21 protein-coding genes are annotated in these 21,869 nt (G+C 40.3%); 5 read left to right on the forward strand and 16 right to left on the reverse strand.

Going from position 1 to position 21,869, the window contains the following annotated elements; genetic code table 11:
- The first annotated feature begins 215 nt into the window (after positions 1–215).
- Positions 216–767 carry a NifU family protein gene (locus tag M2273_RS27585; RefSeq protein ID WP_429401053.1) on the forward strand — a complete coding sequence of 184 codons (552 nt, stop codon included), beginning with the start codon at positions 216–218 and terminating at the stop codon, positions 765–767.
- Between the two features lie 108 nt (positions 768–875).
- Here M2273_RS27585 and M2273_RS27590 read toward each other — a convergent pair whose 3' ends face one another.
- The 7 genes from M2273_RS27590 to ppk1 form a co-directional block, all read right to left on the reverse strand.
- Positions 876–1,667: an inositol monophosphatase family protein gene (locus tag M2273_RS27590; RefSeq protein ID WP_429401055.1), complete on the reverse strand. Its 792-nt coding sequence runs from the start codon at positions 1,665–1,667 to the stop codon at positions 876–878.
- On the reverse strand, positions 1,633–2,121 hold the full coding sequence (locus tag M2273_RS27595; RefSeq protein ID WP_429401057.1) for a GtrA family protein: 489 nt from the start codon (positions 2,119–2,121) through the stop codon (positions 1,633–1,635). Before M2273_RS27595 ends, M2273_RS27590 begins: the two co-directional genes overlap by 35 nt.
- Entirely contained in the window at positions 2,114–3,280 is a 1,167-nt protein-coding gene (locus tag M2273_RS27600; protein ID WP_429401058.1) for a prolipoprotein diacylglyceryl transferase, read from the reverse strand. Before M2273_RS27600 ends, M2273_RS27595 begins: the two co-directional genes overlap by 8 nt.
- A 29-nt stretch (positions 3,281–3,309) precedes the next feature.
- Positions 3,310–4,629 (reverse strand): tRNA (N(6)-L-threonylcarbamoyladenosine(37)-C(2))-methylthiotransferase MtaB, encoded by a 1,320-nt coding sequence (mtaB, locus tag M2273_RS27605; RefSeq protein WP_429401060.1) that lies wholly within the window; start codon positions 4,627–4,629, stop codon positions 3,310–3,312.
- Positions 4,630–4,728: 99 nt separating this feature from the next.
- Positions 4,729–5,295 (reverse strand): UbiX family flavin prenyltransferase, encoded by a 567-nt coding sequence (locus M2273_RS27610; protein WP_429401062.1) that lies wholly within the window; start codon positions 5,293–5,295, stop codon positions 4,729–4,731.
- A gap of 174 nt (positions 5,296–5,469) precedes the next feature.
- Positions 5,470–6,345: an exopolyphosphatase gene (locus M2273_RS27615; protein WP_429401064.1), complete on the reverse strand. Its 876-nt coding sequence runs from the start codon at positions 6,343–6,345 to the stop codon at positions 5,470–5,472.
- On the reverse strand, positions 6,342–8,393 hold the full coding sequence (ppk1, locus tag M2273_RS27620; protein WP_429401066.1) for a polyphosphate kinase 1: 2,052 nt from the start codon (positions 8,391–8,393) through the stop codon (positions 6,342–6,344). Before ppk1 ends, M2273_RS27615 begins: the two co-directional genes overlap by 4 nt.
- Before the next feature lie 189 nt (positions 8,394–8,582).
- On the opposite strand from ppk1, the gene M2273_RS27625 reads away from it, so the two are divergent.
- The gene (locus M2273_RS27625; protein WP_429401068.1) at positions 8,583–9,074 is read left to right on the forward strand and encodes a YajQ family cyclic di-GMP-binding protein; all 492 of its coding nucleotides are present in this window, start codon (positions 8,583–8,585) and stop codon (positions 9,072–9,074) included.
- Positions 9,075–9,256: 182 nt separating this feature from the next.
- Here M2273_RS27625 and bioB read toward each other — a convergent pair whose 3' ends face one another.
- The 5 genes from bioB to ribD form a co-directional block, all read right to left on the reverse strand.
- Positions 9,257–10,258 (reverse strand): biotin synthase BioB, encoded by a 1,002-nt coding sequence (gene bioB / locus M2273_RS27630; RefSeq protein WP_429401070.1) that lies wholly within the window; start codon positions 10,256–10,258, stop codon positions 9,257–9,259.
- A gap of 142 nt (positions 10,259–10,400) precedes the next feature.
- Positions 10,401–11,756, reverse strand: a complete 1,356-nt coding sequence (gene mgtE, locus M2273_RS27635; protein ID WP_429401072.1) for a magnesium transporter — start codon at positions 11,754–11,756, stop codon at positions 10,401–10,403.
- Positions 11,757–11,944: 188 nt separating this feature from the next.
- Positions 11,945–12,559, reverse strand: coding sequence for an IMPACT family protein (locus M2273_RS27640; protein WP_429401074.1), 615 nt, complete (start codon positions 12,557–12,559; stop codon positions 11,945–11,947).
- An 8-nt stretch (positions 12,560–12,567) separates the two neighbouring features.
- Positions 12,568–13,428: an EamA/RhaT family transporter gene (locus M2273_RS27645; protein ID WP_429401076.1), complete on the reverse strand. Its 861-nt coding sequence runs from the start codon at positions 13,426–13,428 to the stop codon at positions 12,568–12,570.
- The gene (gene ribD, locus M2273_RS27650) at positions 13,428–14,483 is read right to left on the reverse strand and encodes a bifunctional diaminohydroxyphosphoribosylaminopyrimidine deaminase/5-amino-6-(5-phosphoribosylamino)uracil reductase RibD (RefSeq protein WP_429401078.1); all 1,056 of its coding nucleotides are present in this window, start codon (positions 14,481–14,483) and stop codon (positions 13,428–13,430) included. The genes M2273_RS27645 and ribD overlap by 1 nt, the downstream gene beginning before the upstream one ends.
- A gap of 33 nt (positions 14,484–14,516) precedes the next feature.
- Here ribD and prmC point away from each other — a divergent pair, with 33 nt between their 5' ends.
- The gene (prmC, locus tag M2273_RS27655) at positions 14,517–15,389 is read left to right on the forward strand and encodes a peptide chain release factor N(5)-glutamine methyltransferase (RefSeq protein ID WP_429401080.1); all 873 of its coding nucleotides are present in this window, start codon (positions 14,517–14,519) and stop codon (positions 15,387–15,389) included.
- A gap of 13 nt (positions 15,390–15,402) precedes the next feature.
- Here prmC and M2273_RS27660 read toward each other — a convergent pair whose 3' ends face one another.
- On the reverse strand, positions 15,403–15,741 hold the full coding sequence (locus M2273_RS27660; RefSeq protein ID WP_429401082.1) for a hypothetical protein: 339 nt from the start codon (positions 15,739–15,741) through the stop codon (positions 15,403–15,405).
- Between the two features lie 204 nt (positions 15,742–15,945).
- On the reverse strand, positions 15,946–16,845 hold the full coding sequence (xerD, locus tag M2273_RS27665; RefSeq protein WP_429401083.1) for a site-specific tyrosine recombinase XerD: 900 nt from the start codon (positions 16,843–16,845) through the stop codon (positions 15,946–15,948).
- A 40-nt stretch (positions 16,846–16,885) separates the two neighbouring features.
- Here xerD and aroQ point away from each other — a divergent pair, with 40 nt between their 5' ends.
- Both aroQ and M2273_RS27675 read left to right on the forward strand, forming a co-directional pair.
- Positions 16,886–17,305, forward strand: coding sequence for a type II 3-dehydroquinate dehydratase (aroQ, locus tag M2273_RS27670; protein WP_429401085.1), 420 nt, complete (start codon positions 16,886–16,888; stop codon positions 17,303–17,305).
- A 42-nt stretch (positions 17,306–17,347) separates the two neighbouring features.
- Complete coding sequence (locus M2273_RS27675) at positions 17,348–19,900, forward strand: mechanosensitive ion channel family protein (RefSeq protein WP_429401087.1); 2,553 nt, start codon at positions 17,348–17,350, stop codon at positions 19,898–19,900.
- Here M2273_RS27675 and M2273_RS27680 read toward each other — a convergent pair.
- Together M2273_RS27680 and M2273_RS27685 are read right to left on the reverse strand one after the other, a co-directional pair.
- Positions 19,869–20,954, reverse strand: a complete 1,086-nt coding sequence (locus M2273_RS27680; RefSeq protein WP_429401089.1) for a glycosyltransferase family 2 protein — start codon at positions 20,952–20,954, stop codon at positions 19,869–19,871. The two genes, M2273_RS27675 and M2273_RS27680, sit on opposite strands and share 32 nt — an antisense overlap.
- A complete protein-coding gene (locus tag M2273_RS27685) occupies positions 20,951–21,835 on the reverse strand; it encodes a lysophospholipid acyltransferase family protein (protein ID WP_429401091.1) in 885 nt (294 codons plus the stop codon). The genes M2273_RS27680 and M2273_RS27685 overlap by 4 nt, the downstream gene beginning before the upstream one ends.
- Positions 21,836–21,869 lie beyond the last annotated feature (34 nt).

Below are 21,869 nucleotides of genomic sequence, written 5' to 3' on the forward strand. Positions count from 1 at the left end.
TTGGTGGAAAAAGACCTATTGATATGATCACCTTAAACAACACAAAATAAACCTGCTACCTTGTCATCGAATTACTAAACCCTTACAGCAATGACAAGTTTTTTCATTTGCTCGCATAAACTATCTATCATCTGCATGTCATAACTATTTAATAGCTAACTTTAAAGGAAAAAGCTACCTAAATTTGTTACTTCAAGTTTTAATAAAAGATCAGGATGAATATCAACGTATATACAGAATTAACGCCTAATCCGGCAACTATGAAGTTCATAGTGAACAAGTTGCTAATTAATGGCAGTGCCGATTACGCTACAAAGGAAAGTGCCGAAAAATCACCTTTCGCCAAAGAGCTATATAAATTCTCATTTGTAAATGGTGTTTTCTTTGCCAGTAACTTTGTTACCATCACCAAAACTGATGGCAGCGAATGGGCAGATGTTGAACCCATCATGAAGGAGTTTGTTAAAGGCGCGGTTGAATCTGAATTGAAAATACAATTAGAAGACCAAGCCGAAGAAGCAAACTTTGAAGGCTCAGAAACCGAAGTTAAAATACAACAGATATTACATGATTACGTTCGCCCGGCTGTTGAGCAGGATGGCGGTGCAATTTCATACCGTTCATTTAACGAAGGTGTAGTTACCGTTGAACTGCGTGGTTCATGCAGCGGATGCCCTTCATCAACCATTACACTTAAAGCCGGTATCGAAAACCTGCTTAAACGTATGGTACCCGAAGTTACCGAAGTGGTATCTGAGGCTGTATAAGATTTTTTTCACGAATGCCACGAATTTATTCGAATGAATACTAATCAGTATACAATTCAATAAATTTGTGGCATTCGTGTTTTATAAATTCGTGAAATTAGTGTAACTCTATTTGAAATACTTTTGAATGGTTTGTAACAGTTCGTCAGTGATCTTGCCATTGGTTGCCAATAGCTCCCTTGTCTCAAGCACTTCCTCACCCCCTTTAAAATTAACTACCTGTCCTCCCGCCTGTTTTACTATGACTATACCGGCGGCTACATCCCAGGCATTCAGGTTATATTCGTAAAAAGCCTCAAACCTGCCACAAGCGGTATAAGCCAGATCTACCGCAGCTGAACCTATTCTGCGCAAACCGTGGCAATTTTTCATCAGGTCGGCAAATAATTCAATATAAGCCGCTTGTTTACCAAAATCATAATACGGAAAACCGGTAGCCAGCAAGCTATCTGCAACCTTTTTATTATTACTAACCTTGATCTCTGAATTGTTAAGATAAGCAGGCGCATCTTTCCAGGCATAAAAACACTCATCCTGGTTAATTTCATACACCACGCCTAAAACCAATTCATCATACTCTTTAAGCGCTATACTTACCGAAAACGCCGGCAAACCATGTATAAAATTGGTAGTGCCATCAAGCGGATCAATGATCCAGTTATAGCGTTCTCCTAATGTAGTAGTGGTTTTTTCTTCGGTAATAAAACCGGCTTCAGGTAATATTTTCCGCAGGCCTTCAACAATTATTTTTTCGGCTGTTTTATCAACGTATGATACCAGGTCGTTCAACCCCTTGTATTCAATTTTATCAGGATCAAACGTTTTTCGTTCCTGCCTGATGAAATCTCCTGCTTGTTTTGATACCTCAGTTACCTGGTTTGTTATTTTTATGAGTTCCATGATGCCGTAATGATAAACTGAATGAAAATACCTTATGTATAAAATAACTCGCAAAAAACAAACTTAACGCGGCCCCTATCCTTGCCACAGGAGGGTACATACCAAAAACCTGTATCAATATTTTTATCACAGTTAAATTTGCAAAAAAACCAATACCGGCCACTGATGCAAAACGTATAAACTGCTTATAAAATGATAGTTTTGATTCGGTGAATACCATATAACGGGTGATTAGAAAATTCACAATCACACCCATACAGAACGATATGGCTAATGACAATGTTGAGTTACGAACAGTAATTGAAAATATCTGATAAGTATGCCGTGTAAGCAAATTATGATAAAACAGATAAAAGGCCGATACATCAACTAAAAAACCTGCACCTGCAGAAATTACAAACCTGAATACCTGATTTTCAAATATTTTATATGACTGCTTAATAGTATTAGCCATGTACCGTTGCCGTTTTTTTGTCTCTGTTAAGTCCTGTAACAATTAAAACAATTCCGCCAACAACCATCAACAGCGAAATAAATTCGGCCTGGGTAAAGCTTATGCCTGCAACATGGTATTTTGTATTTACACGTATCAGTTCAATAAAAAAGCGTTCAATACCGGCTAATATCATATAAATACCAAACATTACACCGGCAGCCTTTATACGATCGCGGATACTCCACAAAAACCAAAACAGTAATAAACAAATTATGCATTCATAAAATGATGTAGGGAAAACCGGATATGCCAGCTCATGACAAAACTTACCTACGCAACCCGGAATGGCAACTCCTTCATCATTTACATTATGCGGAAATTTAAAGGCCCACACCCAATCAGGTGCCCAGCTTAACCAGCCTGGTTTTGGCGCAGTGTTAACAACACCCCAATCCCCATCTCCCGACATCTGGCAACCTATGCGACCTAAAGCATAAGCCAGCATTACACCCGGGCCGCCAATATCAAGCATATTTAGTGGCTTAATACCATGTTTATTGGCTACATAAAGCACCGCGGCACCACCGCATATTAAACCTCCGTAAAAAGTAAGACCACTAAAACCAATTAACATCCCAACCGGATCCTTCATAAAATCGCCCCAGTTTTCAAGGGCATTAAACAGCTTGGCTCCTGCAAAACCAAATACGGCGGCCCATAGCAAAATGTTGCCCATTAACTCATGCGGATGCACTGTTATGTCTTTAATTACCGGTTGGGCTAATTTTTGCTTTTCGCTTTCACGATAAGCCCAGTAAGCAAAAACAGCAGCTCCAATAATACCACCTATTAAATTACCCCTTGTGGATAAAAGAAAATCTTGAGGGCTATCCAACAGCGCCTGGTAGTTTAATGCACAATCAACAACTTTATAGAATAAAATAAATCCGAAAATACCATTACCTGCTAATTCGTTAACAGATGCGGGTTTACCAATAGTTACCTTTTTTTTAAAGGAGTGTATTATCCCAAGCTTCTCTTTCCTTTTAAATTCCTGAGCAAAAGCCCAATACGCGCCCATAAAGGCAATAGCCACAAAAAAACCAAATGTTTGTACGGGCAAAGGGATGTTTATACCAAAAAGATATTGAAGGAGCGATGTAATGGTTGGAAACATAGGTTATAGTTTGAAGCGAATATAGTGTTTTAATGAACTAATATTTCTTCGCCTTCTGTTATTTCGACATCACCGTCAGGTGAAATATTTGTTAAGTAAACCGTTTTTAATTCATTGATCAGCACAGGGTCGTACTTGGTTTTTACCTTTACGTAATTGCGTGTAAAGCCATGCATAAAGCCATCTTTAATATCACCTTCAAACAAAACCACTTCGGTTTTATGAAGCTGGCTTTCATAAAACGCCCTGCGCTTTTTGTCTGACAGTATGTGCAACATTTTACTCCGTTCGCCACGGGCCGAACCTGGTACCGCTCCGCTCATTTGGCTGGCCAGTGTATTTTCACGTTCAGAGTAGGTAAACACATGCAGGTATGAAACGTTCAGGTCGTTTAAAAAATTATAGGTGTCAATAAAATCTTCTCTTGTTTCGCCGGGGAAACCCACTATCACATCAACACCTATGCAGCAATTGGGCATCAGCTCTTTTATTTTAGCTACACGGTTCACATACAAATCACGTTTATAGCGGCGGCGCATTAAGCCCAGTATCTTATCAGAGCCAGATTGCAATGGAATATGAAAATGCGGTACAAAACGTTTTGAGCCGGCAACAAAGGCAATAATCTCGTCGGTAAGCAGGTTAGGTTCTATAGATGAGATCCTGAAGCGGTCAATACCTTCTACTTCATCCAAAGCTTTTACCAGATCAAAGAATTTATCTTCACGCTGGCCGTTCCTGATGCCAAAGTCGCCAAGGTTAACCCCCGTTAAAACAATTTCTTTTACACCCGATGCCGCAATTTGCTTTGCCTGCTCTACAACATTTTCAATGGTATCGCTGCGGCTGCTGCCACGGGCCAGGGGTATGGTGCAAAAGGTACAGGAATAATCACAACCATCCTGAACTTTTAAAAAGGTACGGGTACGATCGCCAAATGAATAAGCGGGTACAAACTGGTTAGCCTCAGATACCGGTTGGTTATAAATTACAGCTTTAGGCTTTTTAGTAAGGTCAGTGATATGATCAATGATCTGGAATTTTTCGGCAGCGCCCAATACCATATCAACGCCAGGTATTTCGGCTATTTCCTGGGGCTTTAGCTGCGCATAACAACCTACTAAGGTTACATAAGCGTTAGGCGAAATTTTAAGCGCTTCCTTAACAATCTTTTTACACTTTTTATCCGCATTTTCGGTAACCGAGCAGGTGTTGATTACAAACACATCAGGCGTATTCGTAAACTCAACCGTATCATAGCCTGCCTGGTTAAACAGGCGACCAATAGACGAGGTTTCCGAATAGTTGAGCTTGCAGCCCAGCGTATAAAAAGCGACTTTCTTATTCATCTTTAAGGCCGCAAAGATAAGGAATTATTAAATTAATTTTAATTTCGGATTTTGGATGTTCGATTTCGGAATTATCAATTTCAATAAATCACTAATCCACTAATTATCCTCGCTCCAGCGGTAGCTTTCGTGCTCCAACCCTATCAGGTCAATAACACGGTTCACTACGGTCATGGCCAGTTCTTCGATGGTTTTGGGCTTACTGTAATATGAGGGTATGGCAGGGCAGATAATGCCACCGGCTTCGGTAACTGTTTCCATATTGCGGATATGGATGAGGTTTAAAGGTGTATCCCGGGCAACCAGTATCAGTTTGCGGCGTTCTTTTAATATCACATCTGCAGCACGGCTTATCAAATCATCAGATATGCCGCCGGCTATACGGCCCAGCGTGCCCATGGAGCATGGCACGATTACCATAGTATCAAACCTGGCCGAGCCGGATGCAAACGGCGCCATGAAATCATTTTTGGCATAAAATTTATGGTCGTGAAGATCAAAATCCTCGTTGTCAAGCTCAAAGCGCCACACATCCTTTGCATTGTCAGACATTACGATGGCTACCTCGGCTATCTGATCTTTTAGCTGATCTAATTTTTTTAATAACAGATGGGCATAAATAGCGCCGCTGGCACCCGTAATAGCAACTACAATCTTCTTCTTCATGATTACTCCAACAACCCAAACAGGCAAAAGTTACGGGCACAAAAAAGGGTCGAATAACTTGTACCCGACCCTACATCTACCTATGAAAAACATGCCCTTGAGAGGGCATTACAAATGTAGTAACAGTTTTCTAATTATTAAACAAATTTGTAAAAATAATTTTATGTTATCTTTTTATGAATTTTTCTCGATAAGTAACTGAATAATACCATCAACCATACCTACTCTGGGAACATATATATGTTTAATACCTGCATTTTTCATAACCGTAAGATATATTTCGCATGCCGGGATAATTACATCGGCACGGTCCTGGTTAAGGCCCAGCACATTGATACGGTCCTTTAATGAGAACGATGTAAGATAGGAATATAGCGACTTCAGTTTGACAAAGGCCATAGGGGCCTCGTTTTCTTCTTCAGACAGCTTGTATAACTTGTTAATATTACCACCGGTACCAATGCCCGACAATTGTTTAAACCCACGGGTATGCTCGCGTATAAAATCCTTCATTTCATTCCAGGTCTCCTCGGTATCCTGATTATCCAGTATCCTGATGGTACCTATGTTGAATGATTTAGACGCCATCAGTTCGCCTGCCGAAAAAAGTGAAAGCTCTGTACTACCCCCGCCTACGTCAATGTACAGGTAATTTTTACTTTTATCTATATTTTGATCTGCATGGCTTGCATAAATAACCTTAGCTTCTTTTGAACCATGAATGATCTCCAGGTCTATACGGGCCTCTTCTTTTATCAACTTCACTACGTCTTCTCCATTTTTAGCCTCGCGCATGGCCGACGTGGCGTAGGCCAGATAATCGGTAACCTTGTAAACATCCATCAGGTTCCTAAACGCCTGCATTGATTTTACAAGATCATTAGCTTTTCTTTCAGAAATATGCTGCTGTATAAATGCATCGTCGCCCAATCGTAACGGAACCCTTATCAGTGTATTCTTTTTAAAGGAAACCGAACCATTGTTTTCAATAATGTCGGCAATTAGCAGCCTTACTGCATTTGAACCTATATCTATAGCGGCGTATCTCAATTTTTTGTGTTTTTAGATTTGAGGTAATTATATATTTCTATTTGTGCGCGATGAGCTTCGGCAGAATTTGTTTTGTGGTATTTGTTGGTATTATTGCTGTTTATTTCACGGGCCTTGGTGTTATCGCGCAGCTGAATATTAATAATATCTTTAATTTCCTTATGCAATTCCTCATCATATACCGGGAAGCCAACCTCTATCCGGTTATCGATATTACGGGTCATGAAATCGGCAGATGTTAAATACAATAATTCGTGGCCGTCATTACAGTAAATATGCACCCTGGCATGCTCCAGGTATTTATCAACTATACTTATTACTTCTATATTTTCACTATAACCCTTTTCGCCGGGGATGAGGCAGCACATACCCCGTATGATCATCTTTATTTTAACACCGGCATTACTGGCCTGATATAGCTTAGTGATCAGACTTTCATCAGCAAGGCTATTCATTTTCAGGATCATGTATGCCTGTTTACCAGCCTTTGCATTTTTTATTTCGTTATCTATCAACCTGTAAATAGCCGGTCTTGAATCAATTGGCGAAACAATTAAATTCTTTAAGCCCTTAGGCAAGGTATTTTTATACAATGCTTTAAAAACCACAACCAGGTCATCGGTGATCTTTTTATTAACCGTAAACAGGGTATGGTCGGCATATATCGTGGCGGTCTTTTCGTTGAAGTTTCCGGTTGATAAGCAAGCATAGTGAACAGGCTGTCGTTTTTCGATACGGGTAACCAGGCATATTTTAGAGTGTACCTTGTAACCGGCAACACCATAAAGTACATTTACGCCTTCTTCCTCCAGCCTGTTGCTCCAGAATATATTATTCTGCTCATCAAATCGGGCCCTGAGCTCAACCAGGCAGTGTACCTTTTTGCCGTTTTTTGCAGCATTGATGAGCGCGTGTATTACCCTTGAATTTTCGGCAAGCCGATAAACAGCTATACTGATCTCTTTAACCTTTGGATCAATAGCAGCCTCGCGTAAAAAGTGAATGATATAATCAAATGATTGGTATGGTGCGCTCACCAGGTAATCTTTTTTAGCAATTAACCCAATTAAACTTTTACCAAACGACAGGTCCTCAACCGGCAAGGGCGGGTATTTATTATACTCCAGCTCGGGCCTGCCAACATTAGGGAATGAAATAAAATTTTTGAAATTATGATACCTGTTGCCCGGTATAAGACTTTCGCCATGCAGGCCCATTTTGTTTACCAGGTATTTTAACATATCCATAGGCATGTCTGTATCATAAAGTAAACGCATAGGTTTACCTTTTTTACGCTTTTGCAAACTTTTGGACAGTGAATCAATAAATTTATCGCTTACTTCTTTATCCAGGTCAAGCTCCGCATCGCGGGTGAGCTGTAAAGAATAAGCCTCGATATTGTCATGGTTAAAAATGAAAAATATATCCTCTAAACTGTACCTGATAATATCATCCAGCAGGATAATGAACTTCAGTTTATTGGTTTCGGGCAGTACCACAAACCTCGACAGGTTGTCAGGAAACTCAATGAGCGCGAACCTTGATTTTTTGTTTTTGGTAAGTTTTACAAAAAAATAAATCGCCCTGTCGCGCAGTTCGGGTAAAGGCAGGGTGTCATCAAGCATGATAGGCACCAGGGTAGCCAGCAGTTTTTCCCTGAAATAGCTTTTAACAAACGCCCCACGGGTTACGTTAAGCTGCTTATCGTTCAGCAAAAATATCTTCTCTTCGGCAAGCTCTTTTACGATAATATTTTCATACAGGTTGTTAAACTTACGCTCCTGCTTCACTACAATATTTTTTATTTGGTTCAGTATCCTTTTAGGATTGTATCCCAGTATCTCCTTTGATTTTTCATTCAAATTGGCCAGGCGGCTCAGCGTTGCTACCCTAACACGATAAAACTCATCAAGATTGGACGAAAATATAGCCAAAAACTTAACCCGTTCAATTAGTGGAACAGTTGGATCAGCAGCTTCCTGTAAAACTCTGTCATTAAAATATAACCAACTTATCTCTCTGTTTATTAAGGGAACCTGTTTATCCATATAAATTGCCCGCTCAGGGCCCACTTTTACAAAACTGCTTATTTATTTGTTAACTTAATATTAACTCATTGGTATTTATAGGGTTTTTATTCATTATTATTTATTACGCCATGTAAACAAATTAAATTTACACACTATATAAATGTTTACAATACATTAGTTTTGTAAACATTTATAAATCCATTACTTATGCCAACATTTGATATAGTAAGCAAGATAGACGGACAGACCCTTGACAACGCTATCAATACTGCAAAAAAGGAAATATTGAACCGTTACGATTTTAACGACTCGAAAAGTACGATTGACCTTGATAAAAAAACCAACGAGATAACTATTGTTACCGAAAATGATATGCGCTTAAAAGCAATTCAGGATTCTATCATCGGTCGTATGGTAAAACAGCATCTTGACTCTAAGGCTTTAGACTTTGGAAAAGAGCAATACGCATCGGGCAATATGATACGTAAAGAGATAAAAGTTAAGGAAGGCATTGATAAAGAAGCCGCCAAAAAAATAGTTAAAAAAATAAAGGACAGCGGTTTAAAGGTACAGGCCTCCATTATGGACGATCAGGTACGTGTTCAGGGTAAAAAAATAGATGACCTGCAATCGGTGATCAGCTTATGCCGTGGCGAAGACTTTGGGCAGCCATTGCAATTTATAAACATGCGGGATTAATTATATAATAATTTAGTCATGCCGAATTTATTTCGGCATGCCATGGGACAGGTGGCCAGCATAGCATACATTGCAAGAGAGATGCTGAATCAAGTTCAGCATGACACGTTTAAGATATAAAACACAAAGAGGCGCATAAATGCACCTCTTTGTGTTTTATATCTTCTTCCTGGAATACCGGTTTAACCTGCTACTTCCACTTCTTTAACCTCATTAGGGCGACCATTTTTGAAAGCCTTGCGCGGCGATAAACCCAGCAATTCAAACATAGCCATATCAGTATCGAATGACGGGTTTGGTGTAGTTAAAAGCTTTTCTCCCGCAAAAATAGAATTTGCACCCGCCATAAAGCAAAATGCCTGTTCAACTACACTCATTTCGGTACGACCTGCAGATAAACGCACCACAGTTTTAGGCATAATGATACGGGTAGTTGCTACCATGCGTACCATATCCCAAACAGATACCCGTGGCTGGTTAGCCAATGGGGTTCCCTGAACAGGCACCAACGCGTTGATCGGTACAGATTCCGGATGCTTAGGCAGGTTTGACAGGGTATGCAACATGGATACACGGTCTTCCACGGTTTCGCCTAAGCCGATGATACCACCGCTGCACACCGTAATTTTTGCTTTGCGTACATGCTCCAGCGTTTGCAGGCGATCATCATAGGTACGGGTTGATATAATACGCTTATAGTCCTCCTTAGAGGTATCCAGGTTATGGTTGTAGGCATACAAGCCTGCATCAGCTAAACGTTGCGCCTGGCTTTCGGTAAGCATACCCAGTGTACAGCAAACCTCCATATCAAGGCCGTTAACCGCTTTCACCATCTCAATTACCTTGTCAAAATCTTTATTATCGCGCACCTCGCGCCAGGCAGCGCCCATACACAACCTTGAAGCACCACCATCTTTAGCTTTTTGGGCTACAGCCAAAACTTCTTCCTTTGGCATAATGGCATGTACATCAACCCCGGTATTGTAACGTGCCGCCTGCGGACAATAAGCGCAGTCCTCGGGGCATCCACCGGTTTTTATCGAGATCAGCGAGCTAATCTGCACCTCGGCATAATCCTTATTTTCACGATGGATGGTTGCGGCCTTGTAAACAAGGTCAAGCAGTGGAGTATGATATATTTCAGCTATTTCTTCTTTCGTCCAGTTGTATCTTACCTCAGTCATTCTGTTTCTAATTTTGATGGTTCAAATTTATAATAAAAGCTGGAATAGCAAGTGGTGAGTAATGAGTTTTGAGTTCTTAGTAATTTTAAAGACTTATGGATCAATTCACTCAACACTCAAAACTGGTCACTCAAAACTTTCCCTACTGATGTAATAAAAGTTTTGTAGCCAGCCAAAGCGGTAATAAAAAACCTATACAATCAGTAAATGTGGTGATAATGATGGATGATGCTACCGCCGGGTCGATCCCTACCCTCTTTAATATCAGAGGAATAGACGCGCCTGTTAAGCCGGCGATGATCAGGTTGCCCGTCATAGCTAAAAACAGCACCAAACCAAGCAAAGGATTAGCATCGTAAAAATAAGCCACTAAAAAAACGATCAGGCCATTGGCTCCGCCATTTATCATGCCTACCAAAAACTCTTTCAGCACCGTATTGTAGGCCTGTTTATCGCTCAGGTCGCTCAGCGAGATACGTCTTACTGTAACAGCCAGCGCTTGCGTAGCGGCGTTACCTCCCATCCCGGCAATAATGGTCATGTATGCCGAAATAACAGAAAGTTTGGCTACGGTAGAATCAAAATCACGAATGATGGATGCTGCCAAAAATGCTGTACCTAAATTGATCACCAGCCAGGGTAAACGGCTTTTTACCGCATCCTGCCAGTTACCGCTCAATTCTTCATCCTCTGATACACCCGAAATCTTCAATATATCCTCGGTGTTCTCTTCTTCCATTACGTCGATGATATCATCAACCGTAACACGGCCCAGCAGTTTCATGTCGTCATTAACAACGGGGATACTGGTAAGGTTATATTGCGATATTAAACGGGCAACCTCCTCCTGGTCAACATCAGCTTTTACATATACAAAGTTGGTTTGTACCAGGTCGCTTACCTTAGCATCGGCTTTTGCCTTAATAATTGTTTTTATGGATAGGATGCCTTTCAGGATGTCATGATCATCAACCACATAAATGGTATATAGCTCTTCCATCTCTTCAGATTGATGGATGATCTCGTCTAATGCACCCTTTTTATCAAGGTTAATATTTACCTTGATAATTTCAGAATTCATCAAACCACCGGCCGTGTCCTCATCATAGTTTAACAGAGCGCGGATGCTGCTGGCATCTTCCTGGTCAATATCCTTTAGTATTTCATGCTGCTGTTGCTCATCCAACTGCGAAATAATATCAGTCGCGTCATCATAATCCAGCTCCTCAACTATCTCAGATCTTTTTTCGGGATGAAGGTTCACCAATAGTTCTTCCGGGTGATGTTCTTCATCCATTTCCGAAATTACTTCTGATGCAACGTCGGTAGGCAGAATATTGATGATTCGTTCTTTGGCTTCTTGCGGAAGTTTTTCAAATAATATAGCAATCTCAGAGGCGTGGTATCCCTGCAGAACTTTCTCTAACTCAGCATCATCGCCTTCCAGGGCGGCTTTTATGCGGAGCAGATCGGTTTTATCGATTTCAAATGATTGCATATGCGACTAAAATAGTTATTTTATGCAGTAAGTAGGGAATTAAAAAGGCATTAAAATAAGTGTAAAATATAGAATAGGAAGTCATGCCGAACTTGTTTCGGCATCTCACAGGATATGTCGACTATATAAGTGTTTTACCTTACATATGGGATGCCGAAATAAATTCGGCATGACCCAGGGGCTGGTTATTACAGGCTGTGGTCATATTTAGCAATAACTCCGCTTAGTTTACTTACTTTCATTAGCGTTTGCTCAACCTGTGTTTTGCGGATAGAAACCTGAATGCTGCAATCATTATCAAACTGTTGATGAATGATAGTCAGGTTATCATCTTTAATGATGCGCATTACATCATTCATTTGCAGGTAGTCAAATTTAATGGTATAAATATCATTAACAGTTTTATGGATAATGACCGCCTGGTTAAGCGCCTCGTCCGTTGCGACTTTATATGCGTTAATTAAACCCGGTACCCCTAACAGTGTACCACCAAAATATCGCACCACAACTACCAGAATATTAGTCAGATCGCGGGATAACAAGGTATTGAGTATTGGGCGACCAGCTGTACCCGATGGCTCCCCATCATCATTAACCCTAAATACCGATCTGTCGATACTTAAACGCATGGCCCAGCAATGATGATTGGCCTTAGGATGTTCGGCCTTTAGCTTAGCCACTATGGTTTTAATATCGTTTTCGGAATTTATAGGATAAGCATAACCCAGAAATTTGCTCCCGCGGTCGCGGAATATACTTTCGGTTGGTTTTTCTATGGTTTTGTAAGTATCGTCAAAGAGCATTAAAAATTCTATTTAGCATAGGAGATAACTATGATAGCCACAACAGCTATAACAACACCTGCTTTGTTGAGCCAGCTAAGTTTTTCTTTAAAAATGACTAAACCAACCAGTGTACCCACGGCAATAACGCCAATGTTCATGGCCGAGAAAACGGTTGAAGGATTATTTGACAGGGCCTGGTGGGCTTTCAGGTAAAAAAGTATGTTGCCAAAATTGGCCACGCCCAATATCCAGCCAATAAAAATATGCGGCCACGAGAATTTTGTTTTTTTGGTGGCAACCTGGTAAAGTAACCCGGCCATAGCTATAGCAAAAGCCAGTATATACACAATAAACAATGATGTGGTATAAGGCAAGCCTTTAAACAGGGCTATCTCTTTAAATAACACATCAATAATACCCATACCAACAAATACCACGAGCAAATAAAACCATGAAAATTTGGTTATTCTGTTTCCATGGCTTTTTTGCTGCCACGGAATGGAGCATATGATGGCGATAAAACCAAGCGCTATGCCTACAATTTTTAAACTGGTAAGTGCTTCACTAAACAACACAAATGAGGCAACTACAGGGATAAATAACGATAAACGCTGCGCCACATCGGTACGCACAATACCGGTGAGCCTAATAGAGAAAGCAATAAACCAAAAAACCAGGGGTAATAATAATCCAAGCCCCAGGTAATTGTAAATAGGCGCACCCTGCAAGTGTGAAAGCTGCGGTTTAAAAAATATCCAGGTAAGCAATATAGCCATGGAATAGTTCCAGGTGATGGCTTGAAAAACATCAATCTGGTAACGCTTGGCAAGCTTTAACAAAACAGAAACTACAACACTGCAGCAAATACTTAAAAAAACGTATAGCATTATATAATTGGCTTGTTATATATTATTTGTAGACCATCATCTCCTGATGGAAATTCGTCAGCAATTATACCTGTTATTTGTGGTGCTTTTATACCATTTTTTAAAACAATTTTACTGGTAAAAATACGGGCTTCATCCCATAAGCCGGCTTCAATAAAAGTTTGCAGGGTATGTGCTCCCCCTTCAATAATAACAGATTGTATGTCTTGCAGATATAACTGATATAAAATATACTGAGGCACGTATCGGTCAAAGTCTTCCAGGGCTATATATTTATTTCTGCCATCCGCATCAAACTTAACCTCGTTAAATACAAATGTATCAGTTGATTGATCAAATATATTTAAGTTTTTATTTAATTCCAGCCGCCTGTCAATCACCACTCGTTTAGGTGATCTGCCTTCCCAGTAACGCACGTTTAGCTGAGGGTTATCTACAGCAGCTGTATTTTTACCTACTAATACCGCATCCTCTTCGCTGCGCCATTTATGCACCAGCTTACGCGATTGCTGGCCGGTTATCCATAGCTGGCTGCCATCACCAGGTGCAAAAAAACCATCATTGGTTTGTGCCCATTTTAATATAATGTATGGACGGTGTTTTTGTACCCGTGTAAAAAAACGACGGTTAAGCCATTGGCATTCCTTTTCCAACACTCCTGTAATCACTTCAATACCTGCTGCCTTTAGCTTTTCAATCCCTTTGCCATCAACCTGTTCAAATGGATCGCGACAGCCCACTACTACTAAGGGGATCTGATGTTTAATGATCAGATCGGCACATGGTGGTGTTTTACCATAATGGGCGCATGGCTCTAATGAAACGTAAATTACAGCTTGCTTTAACAGTTCGGCTGAGTTTTCAAATTTACTGGTTACCTGTGCAATGGCATTCACTTCGGCATGTGCTTCGCCATATTTATGGTGATAGCCTTCACCTATTATTTTGCCATCATGAACAACAACTGCACCCACCATGGGATTGGGGCTCACCAGCCCCATGCCCAGTTCGGCAAGTTCAATGCAGCGCTGCATATATTTTTCATGTTTAACCATGCTGCAAAAGTAGCTTTTATGTTACTTTGTCGCATGATTACTATTAAGGATGTTTTTGAAGATTACAAACAGCTGAACAAGGTTTATGAAACTAAGGAGATCCAGGCCATTACCTTATTAGCCATCAGTGAAATAAGTGGACTATCAAAAGCGTCGATTAAAGCATTTCCTGAAAGGGAACTGAGTAATGAACAAACGCAAAAGCTAAAAAATACCCTTACCCAATTACAAACAGGCGAACCCATTCAGTACATTTTAGGCATAACTGACTTTTATGGTCTGCCCTTTAAGGTAAATCCGTCCGTGCTGATCCCCCGCCCCGAAACGGAGGAATTGGTGGAGTGGATTTTATCAGTGGCGGGTACCCGGTTGCCAGTTGCCGGTTCTCAGTTTACTGGTAACATCCTTGACATTGGTACAGGTAGCGGTTGTATTGCCATTAGTTTAAAAAAGAATTTGCCGCAAGCACAGGTTTCGGCGATTGATATATCTGAGCGGGCTTTGCAAACAGCAAAAGAAAATGCTGAGCTAAACGAAGTTGAGGTTAATTTTATCCATGCAGATATCCTTAATATTAATTCCGAAATCAAACTTCCGAAATCCGAAATCATAATCAGCAATCCCCCCTATGTTACTTTAGACGATAAAAAACAAATGCATACCAACGTGACCAATTTTGAGCCACATACGGCCTTGTTTGTTCCTGAGCACGATCCGCTTATATTTTACAAAGCCATCGCTGATTTTGCACTATTAAACCTTACTCCAAACGGCCTGTTGTTTTTTGAGATCAACGAGCTTTATGGCCAGGAAACAGTTAAACTATTAAAAGATAAAGGCTTTGTAAACGCGGAGCTGAGAAAAGATATGAGCGGCAGGGATAGAATGATTAAAGCTATAATTTAGTGACGCATTCTACTTAGTTATAAATAATTTGTTCGATCATTTTATAATGTCCGTACTTGCTTATATCATTATTGACTGCTACTTTTAACTTAAATTTATTCTTTTCAAAAAGCATTTTCTTTTTAAATGATGGCAATTCATTACTTGCCATAAAACCAAGATCAACTTCCACTTCACTAATGATTTCGACCGATGATCTGAATACTTTGTTATTAATATTAAATAGTTGTTCAACTACACCGTCATAACGCTCTAAAAGTATTTGAAGCATATAGGCGTTGGTTGCCGAATAATTACCTAAATCATTAAATAGAACTTTTAGCTCATTTAATTCCCCTAAATAATCTGCCATATGTATTAATTTTTAATTAATATTATCAAGCGTAATGCCGAAACCTTCTTATACTCAGAACAGTGTGGAGTTAATTAATTTCTATACCTAACCTGTGTAAATCCCGCCACAATAAGGGGAATTAAATAGCAATTATCTATCAAAGGCTACCCGAAATGCTATGGAATTGCCGCTAAATACCACAATGTGTATAGATTAAAGCAACTAACTCCGGGGATGAAACTGGCTGATGGTGCTTTTCAGATACTCCCTGTCAAGGTGGGTGTATATCTCGGTGGTGGTAATGCTCTCATGGCCCAGCATTTCCTGCACGGCCCTAAGGTCGGCGCCCCCCTCTACCAAATGAGTGGCAAATGAATGCCTGAACGTATGCGGACTTATGGTTTTCTTTAAACCGGTAAGTTCAACCAGCTCTTTGATCATCAGGAATATATATACCCGGCTTAATCTTGATCCCCGGCGGTTCAGGAAAACCATATCCTCCTCACCTTTTTTTATGGCGATGTGTACCCGTACATTTTCTATCCATATTTTCAGTGCACGGATAGCCTCGGCTCCAATGGGTACAAGTCGCTCCTTATTCCCTTTGCCGGTCACTTTTATAAATTCAATATCCAGGTAAAGGTTTGATAGTTTAAGCTCTGTTAATTCAGACACCCGCAAGCCGCTGCCGTACAATGTTTCGAGTATGGCTTTGTTACGTGCCCCCTCGGGTTTAGATACGTCAATGGCGGCTATCAGTTTGTTAATATCCTGATAACTCAGTGTGTCAGGTAGTTTGCGTTGTATCTTGGGCGACTCCAGTAATTCCGAAGGATCGATCTTGATAAGATCTTCCATCAACAGGTATTTATAAAAAGCTTTAATGCCCGATAATACCCTGGCCTGTGATGACGGGATCATACCAAGGTTAATTGCCCAGTTAATAAACTCGCGCAAGTTACCTAAAGTAATTGTTTCTGGTTTTAGTTTAACTATTTGTAAATCAGAAAATTGATATAATTTTTCTATATCCCTGCCATAAGCTTCAATAGAATTATCGGCCAGCGATTTCTCTAACTTCAAATAGGCTTGAAAACCTTTTATTGCCGAACGCCACTCCAATTGATTTTAGTTTTAATGATTTATAGTTAAGTTTGAACTAATGAATATACAAATTATAAACGGCCCTAATTTAAACCTGCTTGGCGTACGCGAAAAATCAATTTATGGCAATACCAACTTTGATACATACCTGGAAGAACTGCGCAAGCGTTATGCAAACATCACTATTAATTATTACCAAAGTAATGTTGAAGGCGAAATTATAAACAAACTGCATGAAATTGGTTTTAGTTACGATGGAATTGTGATGAATGCAGGTGCTTACACCCATACTTCCATTGCCATTGCCGATGCTATTGCCGCCATAAATACACCGGTTATTGAGGTACACATATCAAACGTTCATAAGCGCGAAGAATTTAGGCATACATCAATGCTGGCGGCAAATTGTAAAGGTGTAATAGCGGGTTTCGGCATGGACTCCTACCGTTTGGCTATCGAAAACCTGTTGAACGGGTAAGCATAAATAGAGATAAGAATCAAGATACAAGAGGTTATCCAGATGCATAAATTATTAAAGGTTACAACATATTGTTTACTGTTTATCACGCTTTTTTCATGCGCGGATGCACTGGCCCAAACAAAGAAGAAAAAACCCCGCTCTGTAAGGGATTCGCTTCGGGCAGCCATCCTATCGCGCGACTCGATGATGCGATCGCTCAAAAGATCAGATACATCAACAAATAACCTGCTGCAAAAGGTTGAATATTATACCTCTGCTTTTAATCAGATCAAAACCAATCTTTCAAAAGATGTTGATACGGTTGATATAAGCGCTCAATTACCCCAATATGAAAGACGTGTAAACCTTATCAAACCATTGATTGATAATGACAAATCGAGCACATTGCGTTATTTGTACGCCATACGCGATGTTTTAACCCGCAGCGATGACCAGCTTGACCTTTGGCAGGAACAGCTGGCTGATATCAACTCCAAATTGGTTCAAAACCAAACCGATCTTAATGCCATATCACAAGATAGCGTTTTAAAGATCCTCCCGGCCGACAGCTCGCTGGCTACCACTTTTCTGATCCAAAAAATAGCTATCGACAGCAAATACCACCGGCTTGATACCGTTAATAAAAAATTAATGGTGAAGATAGGTTTGCTGCAAAACCGTACTTCGTCTGTATACATATCCATACTTGACCTGAAGGACCAGATAGACCTTAAAATAAGAGACTTTAGCATCAGGGCATTATCCGCCGAGTACAGCAACATTTGGGCTATGAAAGCCGATGAAGGGAGTGATTTCAAAGAAGCCCTGTCAAAAACCGCCGCCATGAACTCCAAGCTTTTTAGCTTTTTTATTGGGCGCGATATATTGATACACCTTTCGGGGTTATTGGTTTTATTGGGCTTTTTGGCATGGGTGTATACAAGCCGAAAGAAAATACTTAAAACCAATGATGCTTCAGATAATGTGTTTAGCCAGGCTAAGTATGTAATTAATTATCCAATAACTTCCTCAATCATTATTGCTTTTACGCTGATCCCTAATTTTTATGATCACCCGCCGGTAGTGGTACTGGAAACCTTTTTTGTTATCCTGATCACAGCCATGCTTTACCTGGCAAAAAAAACCTGTACCAAATCCTTGTTCACTTACCTGGTTCAGTTATTTGTTATTACCAATATTTACTGTTTAAGTAATTTATTTATACAGGTAACCAATGCTGACAGGGTTATTGTACTTGTTCTTGGGCTGGCTTCGGCTATTATCAGCATCAGGCTTTTACCTGTTGTACGTAAATCGCCAGATGATTTTTTACCTTATACAGGTGTTGTATTGAAGTTTTTTATTGTGCTTCAGGCCGCTTCATTTATATGCAATGTTTTTGGCCGTTTTAGCCTGGCCAAAATAATTGGTGTAACCGCCGTACATAACTTATGGCTGGCCATGGCCATGTACTACATAGTGCAGATGATCATGGAGGCCCTGTTTTTACAGCTGGAAGCCAGTAAAAACAGCAACAACCTTACTTCTTATATTGATTTTCAATTACTTAAAAACAAGTTCAGAAGCGTACTTACTGTACTAACCAGTTTATTGTGGTTGGTTATGCTCACCCAAAATTTGAGTATTGAGGACGCTGTGTTTACCCACATTGAAGACTTTTTAACAGCCAACCGCAGCATTGGCGGCACCAATACACAGTTCACCTTTCAAAGTGTGATCATATTTATTGCCGTGATCTGGCTGTCGTCCATTTTCTCCAAGATCATCAGTTACCTGTATGATGTATCTGCCAAGCACGCCCATGATATGGATGTGCTTAAAAAGAAAAACCGTACCTCCACCCTGTTGATCCGTATCGGTGTTATTGCAGTAGGCTTTTTCCTGGCGGTTGCGGCATCAGGGGTGCCTATTGATAAAATAACCATCATCATAAGCGCATTTGGTATAGGTATAGGATTTGGTTTACAAAACATTGTGAACAACCTGGTTTCGGGACTGATACTGGCCTTTGAAAAACCGATACAGGTGGGCGATATTATTGAGGTAGATAACCGTTCCGGCACTATACTTGATATCGGCATACGAGCGAGTAAAATCGCTACCAGCGATGGCGCTGAGGTGATCATCCCGAACGGCGATCTGATATCGCACCATGTAATTAACTGGACCTTAAGTAACAATAACCGCCGTGTTGAGCTTATTGTGGGTGTAGCCTACGGCACCAATATCGAAAAAGTTAAAGGCTTGTTAAACGGTGTATTAAGTGCTCATAACGATATTATGCCGACACCCGAACCGTCAGTGTTACTGCATAACCTGAGTGAAAGCACTGTAGATTTCAGGGTGCTTTTTTGGGCAGCCGATATCAATACCTGGTTAGGGCTTAAAAGCAGTGTGCTGACCGATATTTATGACACGTTTAACAAAGAAGGTATTGAGATACCTTTCCCTCAGCAGGATGTACATCTATTGCTACCAAAGGATAGCATTGCAATAAGTGACCCGGTTAAGGCTAAAGTTAAGGAAACGAAAAAGGTAAAAAATCAGGACGTGGATGACGTTAAAGCAAATCAACCGGATCAAGATCAGTAAACCTGGTCTTCTTTTTAACAAAAAAGCTCCATACTATACTACCCTTGTACATACCCTTTAAGTTGTGAATTGTGCGTTTTGAATGATGCGTTTTAGGGGATAAGCTATTTTTTCCGTTTTCTAAATCCTTAACCCCATATCCCGAAACCCGTATGCCAAAAAGATGAAGCACAAAATTCTGATGCGCGCGGCTTACCGCCCAGGCATCTTTGCGTTTGCCTTCGGCCAAAAATCTTGCTATGGCAAGCAGATCCATACAAAAACGCAGGGGTATCACAAATAAGGCTCTCCAAAACGGAAGGTTCTTTTTTAACAACAACAGGTTGTTCCTGAAATTAAGATAGGTTTTAAACGGGTTTTCGGCATTGAGCGTACCACCCCCAACATGATATATGGCCGATTGTGCACAATACATTACCTTGTAGCCCATATTTTTGAGGCGCCAGCAAAGGTCAATCTCTTCCATGTGGGCAAAAAAGTATTCGTCAAAGCCGCCTACTTCATCCCAACACTTCTTTTTAATGAACAAGGAAGCACCTGAGGCCCAAAACACTTCGTCTGATTGCTCATACTGCCCCAGGTCGTGCTCTACTTCATAAAACATCCGGCCGCGACAAAACGGGTAACCAAAGGTATCTATAAAACCACCGGCGGCCCCGGCATGTTCAAACTGGTCTTTTTGGGCAAATGATAATATTTTGGGTGCCGCGGCAGCAATTAAAGGATCACTTTCCATTAAACTGATCACAGGCTCAATCCAGCCGGGCATTACTTCCACATCAGAGTTCAGCAATATATAATAGTCGGCATCTACCTGGCTCAATACCCGGTTATAGCCACCTGTAAAGCCGTAGTTTTGATCATTTTGTATGATTCGTATGTTTGGGTGGGTTTCTTTTATAAATGCCAGAGAATCATCTGAGGAAGCATTATCGCCCACTACAACCTCCAGCCCGGGCCAGGTTGAGGCTAAAACAGTGGGTAAAAATTGTTTAAGGTATTTAACGCCGTTCCAGTTTAATATAACTACAGCAACTTTAGGTGTATTGATCATTTATGTGTGTCCTCCGGCCTAAACTTCCATCTCCGGTGAGACCATAGCCAATATTGCGGTTCCCTTCTGATCATTCCGTCTAAATACTGCACATGCGCGTCCGTGATTTCATGTTCGGCAGTTTGTTTAGCATTTTCTGTTAAGGGAACCAAAGTGTATGTATAATAACCTCTTTTAACGCGTTTCATATCGTAAAACACTACAGCAGCATCAATTGCTTTTGATATTTTTTCGATGCCCAAAAATACGGCAGTTGGTTGATTTAAAAAATTGGTAAAGTAATTTACTTCGTGCATCACCGGGGTTTGATCACCAACCAGCACACTCACCGTTAATTCATTCTTATATTCAACCATTTTACGCATAGTTTGCCTCATAGCAACGGGCTGTCCTCCAAAACGCGAACGTATCTTAACAAAAAAATCGTTAAATGTGGCATTTGATAGTGGTTTGTAAACTATCATGAATCTTTTATCAGTAACAAAGTTAAAGTTCAATGCCGCCATTTCCCAGTTGCAGTAATGACCGGCTACGGCAATAATGCTTTTCCCTTTGGCAAAGTACTCATGAACCAGTTCGGAGTTGGTTGCCACTACCCGGCGTTGAATTTGCTTTTCAGATACGGTGATCATTTTTACCGTTTCCACAATCAGATCAGCAAGGTAGCGATAGTATTTAAATTCAATATTATGGCGTTCTTTCTTAGTTTTTTCAGGGAAAGCATTGGCCAGGTTTTGCTGCACAACGTCACGACGATAACGGATAAAATAATAGATAATGACAAATAAAACATCGGCTATCAGGTATAAAAACCAAAAGGGAAGTAACGATGTAAGGTATAAAAAAAATATACCCAACCTTAAAAACCCTTTTTTTATCATTATTTTAACCAATTTTGGACACAAACATAAAATA

It is taken from the genome of Mucilaginibacter lappiensis, from assembly GCF_050433765.1.
Taxonomy (GTDB): Bacteria; Bacteroidota; Bacteroidia; order Sphingobacteriales; family Sphingobacteriaceae; genus Mucilaginibacter; species Mucilaginibacter lappiensis_A.